This is a genomic window from Sulfurihydrogenibium sp., from assembly GCF_028276765.1.
In the GTDB taxonomy this organism is placed as follows: domain Bacteria; phylum Aquificota; class Aquificia; order Aquificales; family Hydrogenothermaceae; genus Sulfurihydrogenibium.
The window spans coordinates 1-16,466 of record NZ_JAPYVU010000003.1; the positions used below are offsets into that span (position 1 = coordinate 1).

The following is a 16,466-nucleotide window of genomic DNA, read 5'->3' on the forward strand; positions in this document are numbered from 1 at the left end:
AAAATAAAGATTAGAGTTTTGCATTTTTACCTCCTTGGTGGAATTTTTGCTATTACAATTTTAACTGCCACCAAGGAGTTTTTTTAGATGTTTTATTTATATTTGAATTTCTCACCCAAAGTATAATAAAGTTTTTTTAATTATTTACCGAATATTTATTATGTTAAATTTAAATTTTAAAATTTGTAGCTAGAATCTAAAAAACTTACAAAGGGGTAAATTAACCTTGAAGGATTTAAACGACAAGGAGTTGAATAAATTGTTAGAGGAGATTATTAAGGAGCAAGAGATGAGAAGAGAAAGAATTGAGGAATTAAAAAGATTAATCAGAGAAAAAAATTACAATGTTCCTGTTGAAGAAATTGTTGAAAAAATGTTAGAAAAGTTTAGAAAAAAAGGTTAAGCGTGCAAATAAATTTATTCAAAGCTATAGGCGAGAAGTTTTAGAAAATATTAGCTTTTTCACCGGTTGTTGGATGCGGATTGTCTTTTACTCTTTATAGTGAAATCGTAAAGCTTAAAGCCCTCCTTTTTCAGAGAATGTGGGAGGTAAAAAACCGGAGATTCTTCCAACGGCTACAGAATGACATTTTTACCTTCCTTGTCATCCAGCAGCGAAGTGAAGGATTTCCTCTTTTAAAAATTGAAGAAAAAAAGGACTCTTCGCTTAGCTCAGAATGACATCTTTGAGGTTGAGATTCTTCGCACGACTGCAGAATGACGACATTTTACTCTTAACTTCTGTAATAGCAATTCGTGAATTGCCTCTACTTTTTTACTTTCTTTGTCAATTCTGATGACCCAAACTATTCAATAAAAAATACCATATTGGCACTGTTAGAAAGCTTAAAATAATGCCAATTGCTACAGAAGAGACTGCAAAATCTTTTTCAAGGTCAGCATCTATTAAATAAATGGAAGCTAAAACCATGGGTGGCATAGCAAGTTGCAAAATTGCTACTTTATAAGGTAAAGTTAAATCTATTTTTAAAATCAACAAGATAAGTAACAAAATTAAAGGCGATACAAATAGTTTTACCAGCATATTAACCGTTAAAAGCTTTAAATCTTTGCCTATGTGTGAAAATCTTAGATTTAAGCCCACAGAAAATAAGATAATAGGAATAACAGTCATACCAAGTGTTTTTAGAAGATTTAGAAAAATTTCCGGAACATCAAAGGGTTTTAAAGATATACCTATAGCTAACGCAATAAACGGCGGGAAAAGTAATAGTTTTTTGATGTTGATTTTAGTGCTTCCTTCCTTTGCATAGTTTATTATAAATGGTGCAAGTAAAAAGATAGGTAAAAACATTGCAAGGTTATCAAAAATTACTGCATATCTCAAACCTTCTTCTCCATACAAAGAGTGAATAAATGGATATCCAAGAAATCCGGTATTAGAAAATGTAGACATCATTATGAATGCAACCGTTCTTTTTTTGTCTAATTTTAAGCTTTTTGAGATTAGATAAGAGACAAAGATAGTCAAAAAGATGGCTATCCAGCCAAGGATTATAATACCCAAAACGTCTAAGCTAAATCTTAATCTGTAGATATTGTAAATAACCAAGGCTGGAAAGCCAAAATTCATTATGTAGTCTATGTATGCTTTTGAGTATTCTTGCGGAATTATTTTCAACTTTCTTGCCGTATAACCAAGTATAAAAAACACAAATATTTGTAAAAGATTTTCAAGCATTTTTCAGTCCGACTCTGTAAAACGTCTTATAAACTATGGGCAAAATTAACAGTGTTAGCATGGTAGATGTGAATATTCCACCTATGACGACTGTGGCAATAGGTTTTTGAGTTTCTGAGCCAATATCTGATGTTAGTAATATCGGTATAAGTCCTAAGGATGCTGCGGTAGCTGTAATCAATATTGGTCTTAGTCTTAAGCGGGTTGCTTTTTCTATGGCTTTATCTATATCTAATCCTTCCTGTAGAAGTTGTCTTATATAAGATATTAGCACAACGCCGTTTAATGTAGCAATGCCAAATACAGCAATAAATCCAATTGCAGCAGGAACTGATAGGTTATAGCCTGATATGTAAAGCGATACAATTCCGCCAATGGTAGCAAAAGGAACATTTAACATAACTATCAAAGCATCTTTTAATGAGTTGTAATTTATATACAGTAGGACAAAGATTAAGAAAATTGCAATTGGAACAATGATAGACAGTCTTTTCATTGCTCTTTCTTGGTTTTCAAACTGTCCTGAGAATTGTATGAAATAACCTTCCGGAAGTTTAATCTGTGTGTTTATCTTATTTTTTAACTCTTGTACAAACCCGCCTAAATCTCTTCCCTCAAGATTAGATTGAACTAAGGCGTATCTAATTCCATTTTCATGTCTTATCTTGAAAAATCCGGGTGTTATCTCTAAATCTGCAACCTGCGACAATGTAAGCAAGTAGCCATCCTTTGTTTGGATAGGAATGTTTTTTATCTTTTCTATATCGTTTATATAATCCTCCGGAAGTCTGACGATTACAGGGAATGTTATCAGCTCTCTTTTTACTTGATTTGCTTCGTATCCTGTAAAGTATTTTCCAACAAGGGCTAAAATATCTTCTGTTTTTAGATTGTATCTATTTAGCTGGTCTATCTTTGGGGTTATCTTTAGTTGAAGTTTTCCTGATTGGCTTTCTGTTTCTACATCAACAGAACCTTTTGTATTTCTGACTATATCTTCAATTTTGAAAGCTATTTCATTTACTTTGTTTAAATCATCTCCAAACACTTTTATAGCCACGGTAGATTTTACTCCGGATAAAAGTTCATCAATTCTCATTTGGATAGGTTGTGTAAAGCTAAATGATACCCCCGGGAAATCTTTAAGCTTTTCCCGAAGTGCATTTTCAAACTCTTGTCTGGTTTTAAAATTCTTCCATTGGTCGTACGGCTTTAAAGTGATGAACGTCTCTATGTAGCTAACATCTTCTGGCTCACCTTTTTCTGCTCTTCCTATGTTCGAAAAAGCATCTTCAACTTCCGGAAAGGATTTTGCTGTTTCTTCTACAAAACTTGCAACCCTTTTTGATTCTTGTAAAGACACGTTTGGATTTAAAAAGCTTTTTACTAAAACTGCTCCTTCATCAAGGGTAGGTGCAAACTCTGACCCTATTCTTGAAAGTAAAAACAAGGAAAAAATAAATGCCGTCAAAACGATAGAAATAACCGCCTTTGGATATCTTAATAGTTTGTATAAAATCTTGTGATATAGATCGTTTATATATCTCATGATTTTTGTCTCTTCTTCCTTAGATGGCTTTAAAATGAAATAAGACATTACAGGCATAAACATAAACGCAATTAAAAGAGATGAGATTAAAGCAAAAATTATTGTCAAAGCTAACGGCTTATAATACTTACCTTCCACAGATTCAAAACTAAAGATAGGTAAAAAGACGATGGTTATTATTAAAATCGCAAATAAAACCGGTTTAAAAACTTCTTTTACTGACTTTGAAACTATGCTGTCTTTAGATTCTCCTGATTGAGATAGACCGGTTTCGTGTAAATGTCTGTAAATATTTTCTACAACTACAACTGTAGCATCTGCAAAAAGCCCTATTCCAATAGCAAGACCTGCTAAAGACATTAAATTACCGCTTATGTCAAAGTTTTTCATGAATATGAAAGCCATTAAAAGAGTAAGTGGAATGGATAGAACAACTAAAAAAGCAGCTCTGATATTGCCAAGATAGAAAAGCATAGCAATAGAGATTAAAATTATCCCTTCTAATAAAGCTTTTTCTATTGTAAAGATAGCCTTTTGGGTGAGATAAGACTGGTCATAGATCACTTTTAAATCCACATCCTTCGGCAGTATTTTTTTGACTTCTTCAATTCTTTCTTTTAATTTAGCTACCAATTCTTGGGTATTTGTGTTTACTCTTTTTAAGATAATATTTCCTTGCACTTCTTCACCATTTAGTGTAAAAGCTCCTCTTCTGTTTGGAACTTCCCCTTCTTCTATCTTGGCTATGTCTTTTAGTTTTATGACAGCTCCATCTAAGGATTGAATGGATATATTTCCGATATCTTCAATGGTTGTGTAGTATCCAACCGACCTGACGATTAAATCTCCTTCCGGAGTTTTAGAAAATCCACCGCCTGCAATTCCACCGCCTTTTTCTACCGCATTAGCTATGTCATCAAGAGATAATCCAAGGGCAAGTAATTTCTCTAAGTCTGGCTTTACTAAAAAAGCTTTTTCTGGTCCCCACTGGCTTATCTCTTCTACTCCATCAACTGACATTATCAAAGGTCTAATTTTCCATTCTTGGATAGCTCTTAAATCTGCCAAAGGAGTTGTTTTAGATGTTAAAACATAAAAAAGAACGTTTCCAAGTCCTGAGCTGTTTGGTCCCATCACTGGATTATACTGTGGTGGCAGCATTCCTTTTACTGCTGATAATTTTTCCATTACAAGCCTTCTTGCAAAGTATATATCCGTTCCGTCTTTAAAAAAAATTGACACGTAAGATAAACCGGGTAAAGATACGCTTCTAACGGTTGTAACATCTTTAATTCCGGACATGGATGTTTCCACTTTTTTTGTAATAAGACTTTCTACCTCCTCAGCCGACAAGCCGGGAGCTTCTGTGTAAATGTTTACCTGAACGGGTGTTGGGTCTGGAAAAGTATCTATTGGCAAGCTTTTAAATGAGTAGATACCAATGCCAACAATCAAGAAAAGAATGAAAATAATTATAAATTTGTATCTTAGAATAAAGTCAATCATTCTCCGGCACCCCCAAAAACCTGAGTTTTAAGAAAGATTAGACCATCGGTGATAACCTCTTCACCTTCTTTTAATCCTGAAACAACTTTATAAAAATTTCCCACCTTTTCAGTTATCTTAACCTCTCTTAAAATGGCTTTATTGCCTGATTTTACAAAGCAGTAGTATTTGCCTTTTTCTTGAAAAACAGCTTTTAAAGGAACTAATACACCATTGGTTGATTTAAGCGGCAATTTTACATTTACAAAAAGATTAGGTTTAAGAGAATCTTCTACATTATTAACAACTATTCTTATATCATTTCTTCTTGTTTTTGGGTCAATCTCATGACTTATAAGACTTAACGTTCCGATGATTTCTTTATTGAGCGGAGATATAACAATAACTTTTTGACCGATTTTTAAATCTTTTGTAATTTCAAAAGGCACCTGAGCAATTACCCAAAGTCTCTCATGAGAATGTATTTTCATAAGTTCTTCACCAACATTTACAGGATTGCCGTTTATTACTTTTATATCAGCAACAAATCCATTAACTTTACTTCTTAAAATAATAGAGCTTCCTTTGACTTCTCCATAGGAGCTTAAAGCTTTTTTCAATGCTTGATACTCTCCAAGACTTCTCTCATATTCAATTTTTGCTGTTTGATATCTTGCAAAGGGTATAACTTCTTCTTTATAAAGATTTTCTTCTCTTTCTAATACCTGCTTGGCTGTTTGTAATTTAACCTTTGCCATTTCGATATTTGCTTGCAAGCTTGCAATCGCTGGAGAATAAACAGTGAGTAATATCTGACCTTTTTTTACATGGTCTCCAAGCTTAACATAAACCCTTTCAGCTATTCCTTCCACAGGCGATGAAACAGCATAGCTTAATGTTGGGTCTTCGTTTACCACTGCTGGAAATGTTTGATACTCTGCCACCTCACCTACTTTCACTTTTTCAGTTTTTAGATTTATCTTTTTTTCAATCTCCGGTTTAAGTATAATCTCCTGAGCGTTTGATAGAGTAAATATTGATAAAAGTAAAATCATTACTGAAGCTTTTCTAACTAACATATGTTTTTACCTCCTTTTTAAATTAAACGTGAGAAGTAGATTTTTAACTTATCAACCACTTACTCACCTACTATTGCTATGTATTCACCATAAAGCTTATGAATTTGCATTAACAAATCGGCTCTATATCTAAGTAATTCATAATACTGAGATTTTATTGTGAGATACTCAAAAAGTGTCAGCTCTCTTAGCTTATAGCTTTTTTCTGCAAGGCTTAGTTGAGCTTTCATATCCGGTAAGACTTTGTTATCCATCTCTTCAAGCTGAGATTTTAAAATGTTGTAGCTTTCTTTTATGGCTGCTGTGGTTTGCTTTATATTCTCAAGCTGATAATTTTGTAATTTTTCAAAGCTTGCCTTTTGGTTTTGTATGTTAACAATCTCTCCTAAGTTTTTGTAAAATACAGGTATGCTAAAAGTTAGCATCAAACCTGCAGAATATTTGCCGGTTGTCTGCTCTTTTGTTATAAAACCTACACTAATTTGTGGTTTTGATAAAGCTTTTTGAAATTTGTATGAATTTTCTAAGGACTCTATCTTGCTGTTTATGGCTGTAATTTGTGGCAATGTTGTTAAATCTTTATCTTTTATCTGTCTTATCTGATTTATATCCCCTTCAACGTCTTTTATATCAAATCCTACAAACCCTGACAACCTTTTTACCGACTCTTCATACTTAGTTTTTGACAAATTAAGTTTTACTTCCGTAAATTTATAATCTTTTTCTCCTCTAAGTAAGTCAAGCTTTGTAGTCTCTCCGAGTTGATAAGTCTTTTTTATAAAATCTAAAATTTGTTTTGATGTCTTCATCTCTTCCTGAGCTATTTCATATAAGTATTTGTTGTACAATGCTTCGTAGAACAATGTATATAGATTTCCTGTATATGTATTTTTGAACGCTTCAAAGTTTAGTTTTTGATACTGAAGCTCCTTTTCTGCTTGGTTTGCTTGATACCTTCTTTGTCCATATAGTCTCAGCGGTTGAAGTATATGAAATTCTGAGAAATTTCCCGATGTATTATTTCCTATTAGCCTTTCAAAGCTGATGTACCCTTCCGGATTTGGCAGTGCTTTTGCTTTGATTATATCTCCTTCATAGGACATTACTTCGTAATACTTACTTTTTATAAGGTCGTTGTTAATACTTTTTTCTAATATCTCTTCAAACGTTTCTGCATCTACTAAATTAAAAGATATGAATAATGCTAATAATATTCTTTTCATAGTTTGCCTCCGAAAGTTTATAAATTGCTTATTATTTTAGGATTTTGTAGATGGTTAAAAGGAGATTTAAGTTAATATGGGTGGTTTAAAGATTTCTGAGATTAATTCATATTTGAATAAATCAGATTTTAAATCTGTTGAAAATTTAGATGTTATTTCATAGTTATAATTATGAGTATTCTCAATTTGAATGTAGGGCATGTGTAATGCTTGATGAATTTTGTTTATAAGGTCCGAGACTTGGTCTTTTTGATTACTTTGTTTTTCCTCTAAAACTAAAACTTGCACATCATGTTTTTCTATGTTTTGAATAATATAGTCATGGAAAATATTAAATAACAAGCTAAGTAGAAACAAGCTTAATAAAGTCTTTTTAAAATTCATACACACCAAGCCTCAGTTTGTACATCTTAGTATAATTTTACCATACATTAAATGAAAAAAAGATCAAGATTGTCATTCTGAAGCCGGCAAAGAATCTCTTTTTTTAAGGTTTTTTAAAAGAAGAGATCCTTCGGACGTACGTCCTCAGGATGTTAGTCAAAATTCACTTTATAACTACCCATTATCTGGAACATCATGAACAACAACATTTTTACCGGCCATTATAGCTTGTATATTGCAAGCAACTTGTACGCCGCTTCCGGCTGCAGCTGCAAACATTGTACTAACGCCGGCAATTAAACCTGCAGCATACATACCCTCTTTTATTTTATAGTCTTGGTCTACTTTTAATTGAACTTTACCCGGTCTTGGAGATTTTTTATTTTCAATAACTTCCACGCCCTCACATTCAATATTAAACTCATGAAAACCGGTAGCAAAAACTACAAAATCAGAATAAAATTCTTTACCATCTTCTGTAATTACTTTAAAGTTTTTATATTCACCCTCAACTTTAACTACTCTTCCATCTATAATTTCAACATTTCCATACACCTTAGCATGATCTTTTAATTGATTAATTACGTCTTTTCCCAAGCTCCCTGGCTTAACTCCTGGGACGTTATTAAGCTTTGCTTTTAATAGGTCTGAGGAATTATTGTCAATTACTAAATACTTTCTATTTTCTCCCCAATCAAAATGCCCTTTTGCTGAAGCAAGCGTTAAAGCACAACCAAGCCCAGCAGGACCACCGCCTACAATAATCACATCGTATTTTTCCATTTCTTACCTCCTATTATGAAATTTTTACACTATAATAGTTTACAATATACATTTATACACAGACTATGAGCAATATTACTTTCGTGGTTTTAATCTAATTGACTGTTCTAAAAATCAAGATTGTCATTCTAAGTGAAGCGAAGAATCTCTTTCTTTCTTTTCAAGTCAAAAAATCAAAAAAGAGAACCTTTGGTCTTCGATCTCAGAATAGTAAGGAAAGGTAAATTTACGAAATTTTGGGACACCCTCTATTCTTACACTTGCCAGATTTCTAATTTGTCCTTCTATTCAATCTTGGCATCTGTTTAGAAAATCAAAATCAGAAAGAGTTTACAAAATCCTTAGAGAATATTGGCTAAGAAGAATCACGATTATTATGATGCTTAAAATTGTTCTTGGAAAAAAGGAAAGCTTATAGTAGATAGTACTATAATTGAAGTAGCAAGATTAAGCAGAGCAAAAACTGAAAAGATAAAAAGAGTTTCAGGAAAAAGATATTGGGTAAAAAGAAAGAGGAAAATATACAGCGAGCATTTGAAGAAAGAGATAGAAGATGAAAGTGTTTACTATGGACTTTTGGTTATGGTGGTTTCATCCAGCAAGCTATCATGAAGTAAAGTCGTTAAGAATAAGACATAAAACGAGTAAATGGTTTAGATTTTTGTTGCTTATCTATATACATATGCTATTTGTTATAGCTTTTTTAGAAAAAGTAAGCTATGGAGGTAATTTCTCACCCGAAGTATTATAATAAATAATCTTCTAATCTAACGAATCTATAACCTTTCTGCTTTAAAATTCTAACGATCTCAGGCAATGCTTCGCCTGTTTTGTAGCCTCTACCATTTGCATGGAATATTAAAATAGAACCAGGTTTTGTATTTCTTATCACATGGGCTATCAACATTTCCTTTGTTATTTTTTTATCCGGGTCGCCACTTGGAAAAGTCCAATGAACAACTTTATACCCTAAACTTTCTACTAATCGTAGAGCTTTTTCATCATAATTACCGGCAGGAAACCTAAAATACTTTGGTTTAACTCCAGTTAACCTAATGATTAAATCTTCATTTTTCAGTACATCTTCTTTAATCTCTTCTTCGCTTAAAAGGTCCATATGATTGTTATGACTGTAAGAATGATTTTGAATCGAGACCAAACCGGTATTATAAAGATTTTTTAAATCCTGAAAATTTCTTTCAATAAACTTCCCACTTACAAACAGCGTGAAAGGAATTTTTTGAGAAACTAAAAAATCAATTATTTTATAGTCTAAATATGATGGTGTTTTGGTCTCACAAGCATCAAATGTAAGAGCAACAACTTTATCATCTGTTTTTAACGTTGTGATCACTTCAGCATTTGAGATTAGGAACGAAGATATCAAAAATAATAAGATGAATGTTATTTTTTTCATAATCGAAAAATTATAACACAAGTGAAAATGGTTGTATAATAAATTTAAAATAATGTAGGAGGATTAAAAGTGTCAGCACATAGTGATAAAGTAAGCTTAAGTAATGTTATTCGAGCCATAGGGACAGTTTTTGGTGATATTGGAACAAGCCCACTTTATACCTTTGCTGTCATAGTTTTAATAACAAAGCCAAAACCGGATGAAATTCTTGGTATAGCATCGTTAATGATATGGACGTTAATATTGATTCCAACAGTCCAGTACGCTTGGTTTGCGATGAATCTTAGTTTAAGAGGTGAGGGTAGTATTATAGTTTTAGGAGAAATTGCCCAGTCCTTGACTAAAAATCCTAAGATAAGACTAATCCATCGTGCTCTAACCATAGTTGGTATTGGGTTTTTACTTGGAGATGGAATTATTACGCCCGCCATAACTATTTTAAGCTCAACAGAAGGTTTAAGGTTAATTCATGGTTTGGAAGGTTTAAGCCAGGAAGCTATTTTAGGTATAGCTATTTTCATAACAACAATGTTGTTTCTTGCTCAAAAATATGGAACAGGAAAAATTGGTATAGCTTTTGGACCAATAATGACTTTATATTTTATAACCATTGCGTCAATAGGAATTTATTACATCTTACATAATCCAATAGTCTTAAAAGCTTTTAATCCATTAGAAGCTATAAATTTTATTTCTAACCATCCATTTGTTGCCTTTTTGGCTTTGTCTGAAATTATTCTTGTTGCAACAGGTGGAGAGGCAATGTATGCAGATATGGGACATATCGGTAAAAATGCAATAAGAACAGCTTGGGTCTTTGTATTTTTTGCAGTAGTTATGAACTACTTAGGTCAAGCCTCTATACTTTTAGGAAACATAGAAGAAGATAATCCATTTTTCCACGGAGCTAATTTGTTGCTTGGAAATGATTTATACATTCTTTTCTTAATTTTAATAACAATTGCCGGCATTATTGCATCTCAAGCACTTATAAGCGGTGTATTCTCTCTAATTTTTCAATCAATCAACGCAAGGTTGGTTCCATTACTTCTTGTTAGACATACCTCAACAGAAATAAGTACGCAAATATATATACCAATAGTTAATCTTTTCTTATTTATCGGCGTCCTTATTATGTTTTTCATTTTTAGGGAATCAGAAAAGATGGCATCAGCTTATGGTTTAGCTGTAAATATTGATATGGTAATCACAAGCTTATTTTTAATCTATATCTATTTTAATTTGAAAAAATACGGCTATTTCTTAGGAAGTATATTGCTGTTATTTATAGATTTAACATTCTTAGCATCAAATACATTAAAGATTCCTCACGGTGCTTATTGGCCTATTTTATTTGCGATTCCGCCTATATTTATCATTTCGCTTTATGTAATAGGTCAAAGTAGAATTGGTAAAGTCGGTAAATTTATGCCAAAAGAAAGCTTTATTGAGAATTTCAATAAAATCTATCCTAAAAAATGTCATATAAAAGGTTCAGCAGTATTTCTTATTAAAAGCACTGAGAGAATTCCACCTTATATTGTTGAAACAATGATTAAGCATGGCATAGTTTATGAAGAAAATATTTTCCTTTCCCTTAAAAAATTAGACCAACCTTTTGGTATTAGAAGCTATTTTGCAGAAGATCTGTGTCCGGGCATTAAATACGCAGTTATAGAATATGGATACCAAGAGATTGTAAACGTTGAAAAAGAGCTTAGAAATTTAGATATAAATGAAAGGGTTGTTTTCTATGGTGTAGACAATGTTTACTCTGATAATATTATTTGGAAAATCTTTGGTTTAATAAAAAGATTATTCTCTAACTTTGCAGAATTTTATAAACTACCGGCTCAAAAAGTTCATGGTGTTGTTGTTAGGGTTGAAATATAAAGAGGAGAAACAATGAGAGCATTAGCAATTAGACATGTAAAGATAGAACATTTAGGGCTGATTGAAAATTATTTAAAAGAAAAAAATTTTGAGATTGATTATGTAGATACATCGGAAGGTCAACTTTTAAAAAGAGAATTAGATGAGTATCAGTTTATTGTCGTTCTTGGCGGTTACATGGGTGCTTATGAAGAAAGTAAGTATCCATTTTTAAGTTATGAGTTTAAAATAATGGAACAAGCTTTAAAGAAAGAGATACCTTTACTTGGAATTTGTCTTGGGTGTCAGATGCTTGCAAAGGTTTTAGGTTCAAAAGTTTATAAAGGAGAAAATGGAAAAGAGATAGGCTTTTATGACATTAAAAAAGTTTCTGACAATAAAATTTTTGAAGGGTTTCCGGAATTTTTTAAAGCTTTTCAATGGCATGGAGATACCTTTGATTTACCCAAGGATGCACAGCTGATTTTTAGCAACGATCTATACACAAACCAAGGATTTATTTATAAAAATGCAGTAGGACTACAGTTTCATATAGAAGTTTCACAAAATATGATAAAACAATGGATGCAAGAATATAAAGACGAGGTTTTAGAAGAAAAATTAAATCCTGATGAGATAATCAAAGATGCTGAGATTTATATTCCCAATTTAAAGACGTATCTGTATGATTTTTTAGACAGATTTTTGAGTAATAGGAGATAAAATGATAGAATTTCAATATTTTGAAGGCTGTCCCAATGCAGATGAAACTCTTAAAAATCTAATGTCTTTAAAAGACGAAGGGTTTATTTCAGAAGAGATTAAAATAATTAATGTAGAAAGTCCTGAAAAAGCAAAGGAGTTAAATTTCCAAGGCTCGCCAACTATTTTATACAATGGATACGATATTTACACGATGGAAAAACCGGAAGGGTTCACTTACAACTGCAGAGTTTACTTTATAAACAGCTTTCCAACAGGCGTTTTACCTAAGGAATTTATAAAAGAAAGAATAAAAATTTTGAAAGAGAAAAATCATGCTTGAAGGGAAAAGATTATTAGTTGGAGTATGTGGTTCAATAGCAAGCTATAAAGCTTACGAGATAGTGAGACATTTTCAGAAAAAAGGAATGGAAGTTAGAGTCTGTATTACACCAGAAGCAGAAGATTTTGTTGGAAGGCTTACATTTCAAGCATTAACAAACGGTGAAGTTTATTCTTCTTGGAAAGATGGTAAAACAGGATTAGAGCATATTTATGTGGCAAGATGGGCGGATGTTTTTTTAATAGCACCGGCAACAGCAAACACTATAGCAAAGCTTGCCAGCGGCATAGCAGACAACTTTTTAACCTCCACAGCTTTAGCTTATGATAAACCATTAGTAATAGCACCGGCAATGAACACGAAAATGTTAGAAAATCCTATAACCCAAAAGAATATAAATATTCTAAAAGAAAAAGGAGATATTTTTGTAAATCCATGCGAAGGATTGTTAGCCTGTGGAGAAGAAGGAAGCGGAAAGCTTGCTGATTTAGAAGATATAGAGCTTGCAGTAAAATATGCATTATATCCAAAATTCTTAAAAGGTAAAAAAGTATTAATTACAGCAGGAGCTACAAGAGAATTTTTTGACCCTATTAGATACATATCAAACGCATCTTCAGGACAAATGGGATATAGCCTTGCGAAGGAAGCTTACGCATTTGGAAGTCAAGTCACTTTAATCTCTGCACCAACATGCTTGAAACTGCCTTCACAAATCAAGAAAATAAATGTAGTATCTGCAACTGATATGTTTGAAGCTATAAAAAATATTTACCAAGACTTTGATATAATCATAATGAATGCAGCGGTTGCAGACTTTAGACCAAAAGCTTACAGTGAAAATAAACTTAAAAAAACAAAAGAAAATCCTACAGTAGAATTACAGCCAAATCCGGATATCCTTAAATTCTTAGGAGAAAACAAAAGAGAAAATCAAATTTTAATAGGATTTGCTGCAGAGAGTGAAAATATTTTTGAAAATGCAATAGAAAAATTAAAAAGAAAAAATCTTGATGTAATCATTGCCAATCCTGTTAAAGTGTTTAGCAAAGATATATATGAAGGCTATATAATCTTTAAAGACGGCAGAAAAATAGAGGTTAAGACAGAAAGTAAAGAAAAGGCATCGTATTTAATTTTAGATAGCATTTTTAATAAATCAGAAAGTGAGTTAGAATAGTTAGTCCAAACTGCTACCGAGAATGAATAAAGTTTTTATAAGTTTACTTTTTTGTCATCAAATACTTGACAGCTTTTTATTCAATTATTTTTATTGACCTGGAGCAGATAGAATTATATTTTCAATTTCATCATTTGAATTGTTTTGCTCTTTAAGAATAACATTTTCCATATTTTCACCTTTTATCTCTTTATCTTTATTCGAACGCTTTTCAGAAATGTTTGATTTTTCATAATCCAAAAATTCCTTTTTACTGATTTTTGCTTCAACTTTATAGTAATTCTGCATGTCGTCTATCTCTTGTTGTGGTTCATAGTTCTTGTATTCAACTCCTAAATTTTTAGCAATTAAGCTTGCAAAGTATTTAGCGCCTTTGTTATTTAGATGGACCTTGTCATTTACAAATAACTCTTCTTTTCCTCTGCTATAACCGTACCAATCTATGATTTTAACATTCTTATATTCTGATGCAATTTCCTTAAATGTATTGTTAACCTGATTTTGCCATGGTCTTGGAACTTTTACAGTAATTAAGTATATTTCTTTATCTTTAAGTCTTTCTATAACATCCTCTAAATCTTTTTTACTAACATAACCATTATTGCCAAGAGCAATGACAATTTTGTTATACTTATCTAACTTTCCGCTTTCTAATAAAGAATAAATTTCTTTAAACTGTCTTCCTACTTTAGCATCTATGTATGCATTTTTTAAAAAATCTTGAACATACTTTGATGCACCAAGTAAAACAGAATCTCCTATTAAGATTACTTCACCATTTGAATTTCCAACTTCAATATTTTTTATCTCTTCCAAAGGATTTTCTTCGTTTTCCTTAGTATTATCTTTTTGAGATTTTTTATCTAAACTGCTGACATTTATCTCTTCAGATACAACTTTATCATTACTTATAGACAAAAATGCAGCTTTTTCTACATTTTTCTCTTTAGCAAGATTTGTGTCTGTAGAAAAGGATAAATAACCGAAAACCAAACCTAATAAAACAGAGCTGATAGAGAGATTTAAAACAACTTTCAAATCATACAAACTCAGGAAATTTAACCTTCTAAAAGGTTCTTCAATAAGAAGATAACTAATGTTTGAGATTAAAAAGCTTAAAATAAAACCTAAAATTACAGCTTCTTGAATATTTTTCCCATAAAACAAACTTAAAAAAGAAAATATTGGAAAATGCCAAAGATATAATGAATAGCTTCTTACACCTATATAGGAAAGTGGATAAAAAGATAGTAATTTATCAAAAAATTCCGATTTTAACACCGACAATATAAGCAAAGCTGAAATAATTGAAACTACTAAAAATCCAAACGGATACATATAACTTTCGTAATTGTTAAGTAATAAAAAGGATGCCAATAAAAGAATTAAAGAAATAATTCCTATAGTTAAAAATATCCAATTTCTTTTTTCAATCTTATTTTCAGCTAAGGCTAAAAGTGAGCCAATCATAAAAGAATAGAATCTAGTATCTGTTCCAAAATAGACTCTATCTATGTTTTCATACATTTTATAAAACACGTACATTTCTAATACTGAAAATGAAGCAAACATAATTGTAAATATTAATGCGACTGTCTTGCTAAACCTAAGCAGAATTAAAAATACAGCGCTCCAAATTAAATAATACTGCCATTCTATTGATAACGACCAAAAATGAAGATTAAATAAAGTTTCTTGAAATCTCTCAAAATATGGAACTTCTCTTATTATTAGCCACCAGTTATAAACATTTAAAGAGCCAAAAAGTAATTCATTTAGGAGATTTTTTAGTTTTTCTGGAAAAAATAGATGAATAAAAGATATTTCAATAATAGAAAGAAGTATAAAAGCTGGAAATAATCTTAAAAATCTTGATTTTAAAAAGTCTAAATAAACTTCAGAGAAATTGTTTAATTTTTTATTCTTTACTATCAATGACTTTGTGATCAAAAAGCCTGACAATACAAAAAAAGACTCTACAGCTAAAAATCCACCGTTAAACTTGGATAAATTCTCGGGTGAAAAAACTAAAAAAGCATGAAATACAATTACAGAAAGGACTAAAATTCCTCTAAAACCATCTAAACCGTCAATCTTAGTTAGCGTGTTCATGTGTATACTTGTATATTAACAATGAAAATAGATAACTACCCATGTCTGTTAGATGGTAACCGTCTTTTCTAAAACATTCTGGGATATCATCTCTTGAACATATTACGTTGCTTAATGTTTTCCAATCGATTATTATAATATTGGGTCTTAATCTTTTTAGCTCTTCGTAAGTATTATTAACATCTGATTCCCACCAACGAGGAACTTTTGTATTTACAAAAACTACTTTTTTATTTCTACTTTGTAGATAATCTATAACTTTTAACCCATCTTCTACTGAAAAATATCCGTTTGTCCCTAATGCTATCACTACTATATCCTTTAGCAATCCTTTGCTTTCTAAATCTAATATTCTATCCATTGCTTCTTGAAATTTCCTTCCTACTTTTGCATCTATTACAGCATTTGGAATATAGTATCTAATATACTTTTCGGCACCAACGGTTAAACTATCACCAATAATGGTTATTTCTTCTGCAAAAGCTATGTTTATAACTGCTAAAACACCAAAAATAAGTTTTTTTAGCACCTTGCCCCTCGGTTTCTAAACATTACTGTATTTTGAGCATGAAATTTAACACATTTACTTCTAAACTTATATAAATGCATTACCTTGAAAGCTTTAGCCCGACAGA

Annotated in this window: 15 protein-coding genes; 6 read left to right on the forward strand and 9 right to left on the reverse strand. The window is 31.4% G+C overall.

Going from position 1 to position 16,466, the window contains the following annotated elements; all coding sequences use genetic code 11:
* The first annotated feature begins 250 nt into the window (after positions 1 to 250).
* The gene (locus Q0929_RS00840; RefSeq protein ID WP_299227079.1) at positions 251 to 403 is read left to right on the forward strand and encodes a flagellar biosynthesis anti-sigma factor FlgM; all 153 of its coding nucleotides are present in this window, start codon (positions 251 to 253) and stop codon (positions 401 to 403) included.
* Between the two features lie 384 nt (positions 404 to 787).
* On the opposite strand, the gene Q0929_RS00845 is transcribed toward Q0929_RS00840, so the two are convergent.
* The 6 genes from Q0929_RS00845 to Q0929_RS00870 all read right to left on the reverse strand — a co-directional run bounded on the left by Q0929_RS00845 (position 788) and on the right by Q0929_RS00870 (position 8,205).
* Positions 788 to 1,702 carry an AEC family transporter gene (locus tag Q0929_RS00845; RefSeq protein WP_299237697.1) on the reverse strand — a complete coding sequence of 305 codons (915 nt, stop codon included), beginning with the start codon at positions 1,700 to 1,702 and terminating at the stop codon, positions 788 to 790.
* Complete coding sequence (locus Q0929_RS00850; protein WP_299237698.1) at positions 1,695 to 4,757, reverse strand: CusA/CzcA family heavy metal efflux RND transporter; 3,063 nt, start codon at positions 4,755 to 4,757, stop codon at positions 1,695 to 1,697. The genes Q0929_RS00845 and Q0929_RS00850 overlap by 8 nt, the downstream gene beginning before the upstream one ends.
* A complete protein-coding gene (locus Q0929_RS00855) occupies positions 4,754 to 5,815 on the reverse strand; it encodes an efflux RND transporter periplasmic adaptor subunit (RefSeq protein ID WP_299237699.1) in 1,062 nt (353 codons plus the stop codon). Before Q0929_RS00855 ends, Q0929_RS00850 begins: the two co-directional genes overlap by 4 nt.
* A 59-nt stretch (positions 5,816 to 5,874) precedes the next feature.
* Entirely contained in the window at positions 5,875 to 7,038 is a 1,164-nt protein-coding gene (locus Q0929_RS00860; protein WP_299237700.1) for a TolC family protein, read from the reverse strand.
* Positions 7,039 to 7,104: 66 nt separating this feature from the next.
* Positions 7,105 to 7,422: a hypothetical protein gene (locus Q0929_RS00865; protein ID WP_299237701.1), complete on the reverse strand. Its 318-nt coding sequence runs from the start codon at positions 7,420 to 7,422 to the stop codon at positions 7,105 to 7,107.
* A 174-nt stretch (positions 7,423 to 7,596) separates the two neighbouring features.
* Positions 7,597 to 8,205 (reverse strand): NAD(P)/FAD-dependent oxidoreductase, encoded by a 609-nt coding sequence (locus tag Q0929_RS00870; RefSeq protein WP_299237702.1) that lies wholly within the window; start codon positions 8,203 to 8,205, stop codon positions 7,597 to 7,599.
* Positions 8,206 to 8,758: 553 nt separating this feature from the next.
* Here Q0929_RS00870 and Q0929_RS00875 point away from each other — a divergent pair.
* On the forward strand, positions 8,759 to 8,956 hold the full coding sequence (locus tag Q0929_RS00875; protein ID WP_299237703.1) for a hypothetical protein: 198 nt from the start codon (positions 8,759 to 8,761) through the stop codon (positions 8,954 to 8,956).
* On the opposite strand, the gene Q0929_RS00880 is transcribed toward Q0929_RS00875, so the two are convergent.
* Complete coding sequence (locus tag Q0929_RS00880) at positions 8,951 to 9,622, reverse strand: polysaccharide deacetylase family protein (protein ID WP_299237704.1); 672 nt, start codon at positions 9,620 to 9,622, stop codon at positions 8,951 to 8,953. The two genes, Q0929_RS00875 and Q0929_RS00880, sit on opposite strands and share 6 nt — an antisense overlap.
* 69 nt (positions 9,623 to 9,691) lie before the next feature.
* Between Q0929_RS00880 and Q0929_RS00885 the strand changes: the two genes are divergently transcribed.
* Genes Q0929_RS00885 through coaBC form a run of 4 tightly spaced genes read left to right on the forward strand, consistent with a single transcriptional unit; the run spans position 9,692 to position 13,719 of the window.
* Entirely contained in the window at positions 9,692 to 11,515 is a 1,824-nt protein-coding gene (locus Q0929_RS00885) for a KUP/HAK/KT family potassium transporter (RefSeq protein ID WP_299237705.1), read from the forward strand.
* Between the two features lie 12 nt (positions 11,516 to 11,527).
* The gene (locus Q0929_RS00890; RefSeq protein ID WP_299237706.1) at positions 11,528 to 12,217 is read left to right on the forward strand and encodes a type 1 glutamine amidotransferase; all 690 of its coding nucleotides are present in this window, start codon (positions 11,528 to 11,530) and stop codon (positions 12,215 to 12,217) included.
* Between the two features lies 1 nt (position 12,218).
* Entirely contained in the window at positions 12,219 to 12,539 is a 321-nt protein-coding gene (locus Q0929_RS00895; RefSeq protein ID WP_299237707.1) for an alkylmercury lyase, read from the forward strand.
* Positions 12,532 to 13,719 carry a bifunctional phosphopantothenoylcysteine decarboxylase/phosphopantothenate--cysteine ligase CoaBC gene (coaBC, locus tag Q0929_RS00900; protein WP_299237708.1) on the forward strand — a complete coding sequence of 396 codons (1,188 nt, stop codon included), beginning with the start codon at positions 12,532 to 12,534 and terminating at the stop codon, positions 13,717 to 13,719. The genes Q0929_RS00895 and coaBC overlap by 8 nt, the downstream gene beginning before the upstream one ends.
* 90 nt (positions 13,720 to 13,809) lie before the next feature.
* Here coaBC and Q0929_RS00905 read toward each other — a convergent pair whose 3' ends face one another.
* The gene (locus Q0929_RS00905; RefSeq protein WP_299237710.1) at positions 13,810 to 15,831 is read right to left on the reverse strand and encodes an acyltransferase family protein; all 2,022 of its coding nucleotides are present in this window, start codon (positions 15,829 to 15,831) and stop codon (positions 13,810 to 13,812) included.
* Positions 15,815 to 16,360 carry an acyltransferase gene (locus Q0929_RS00910; protein WP_299237711.1) on the reverse strand — a complete coding sequence of 182 codons (546 nt, stop codon included), beginning with the start codon at positions 16,358 to 16,360 and terminating at the stop codon, positions 15,815 to 15,817. Before Q0929_RS00910 ends, Q0929_RS00905 begins: the two co-directional genes overlap by 17 nt.
* Between the last annotated feature and the right edge of the window lie 106 nt (positions 16,361 to 16,466).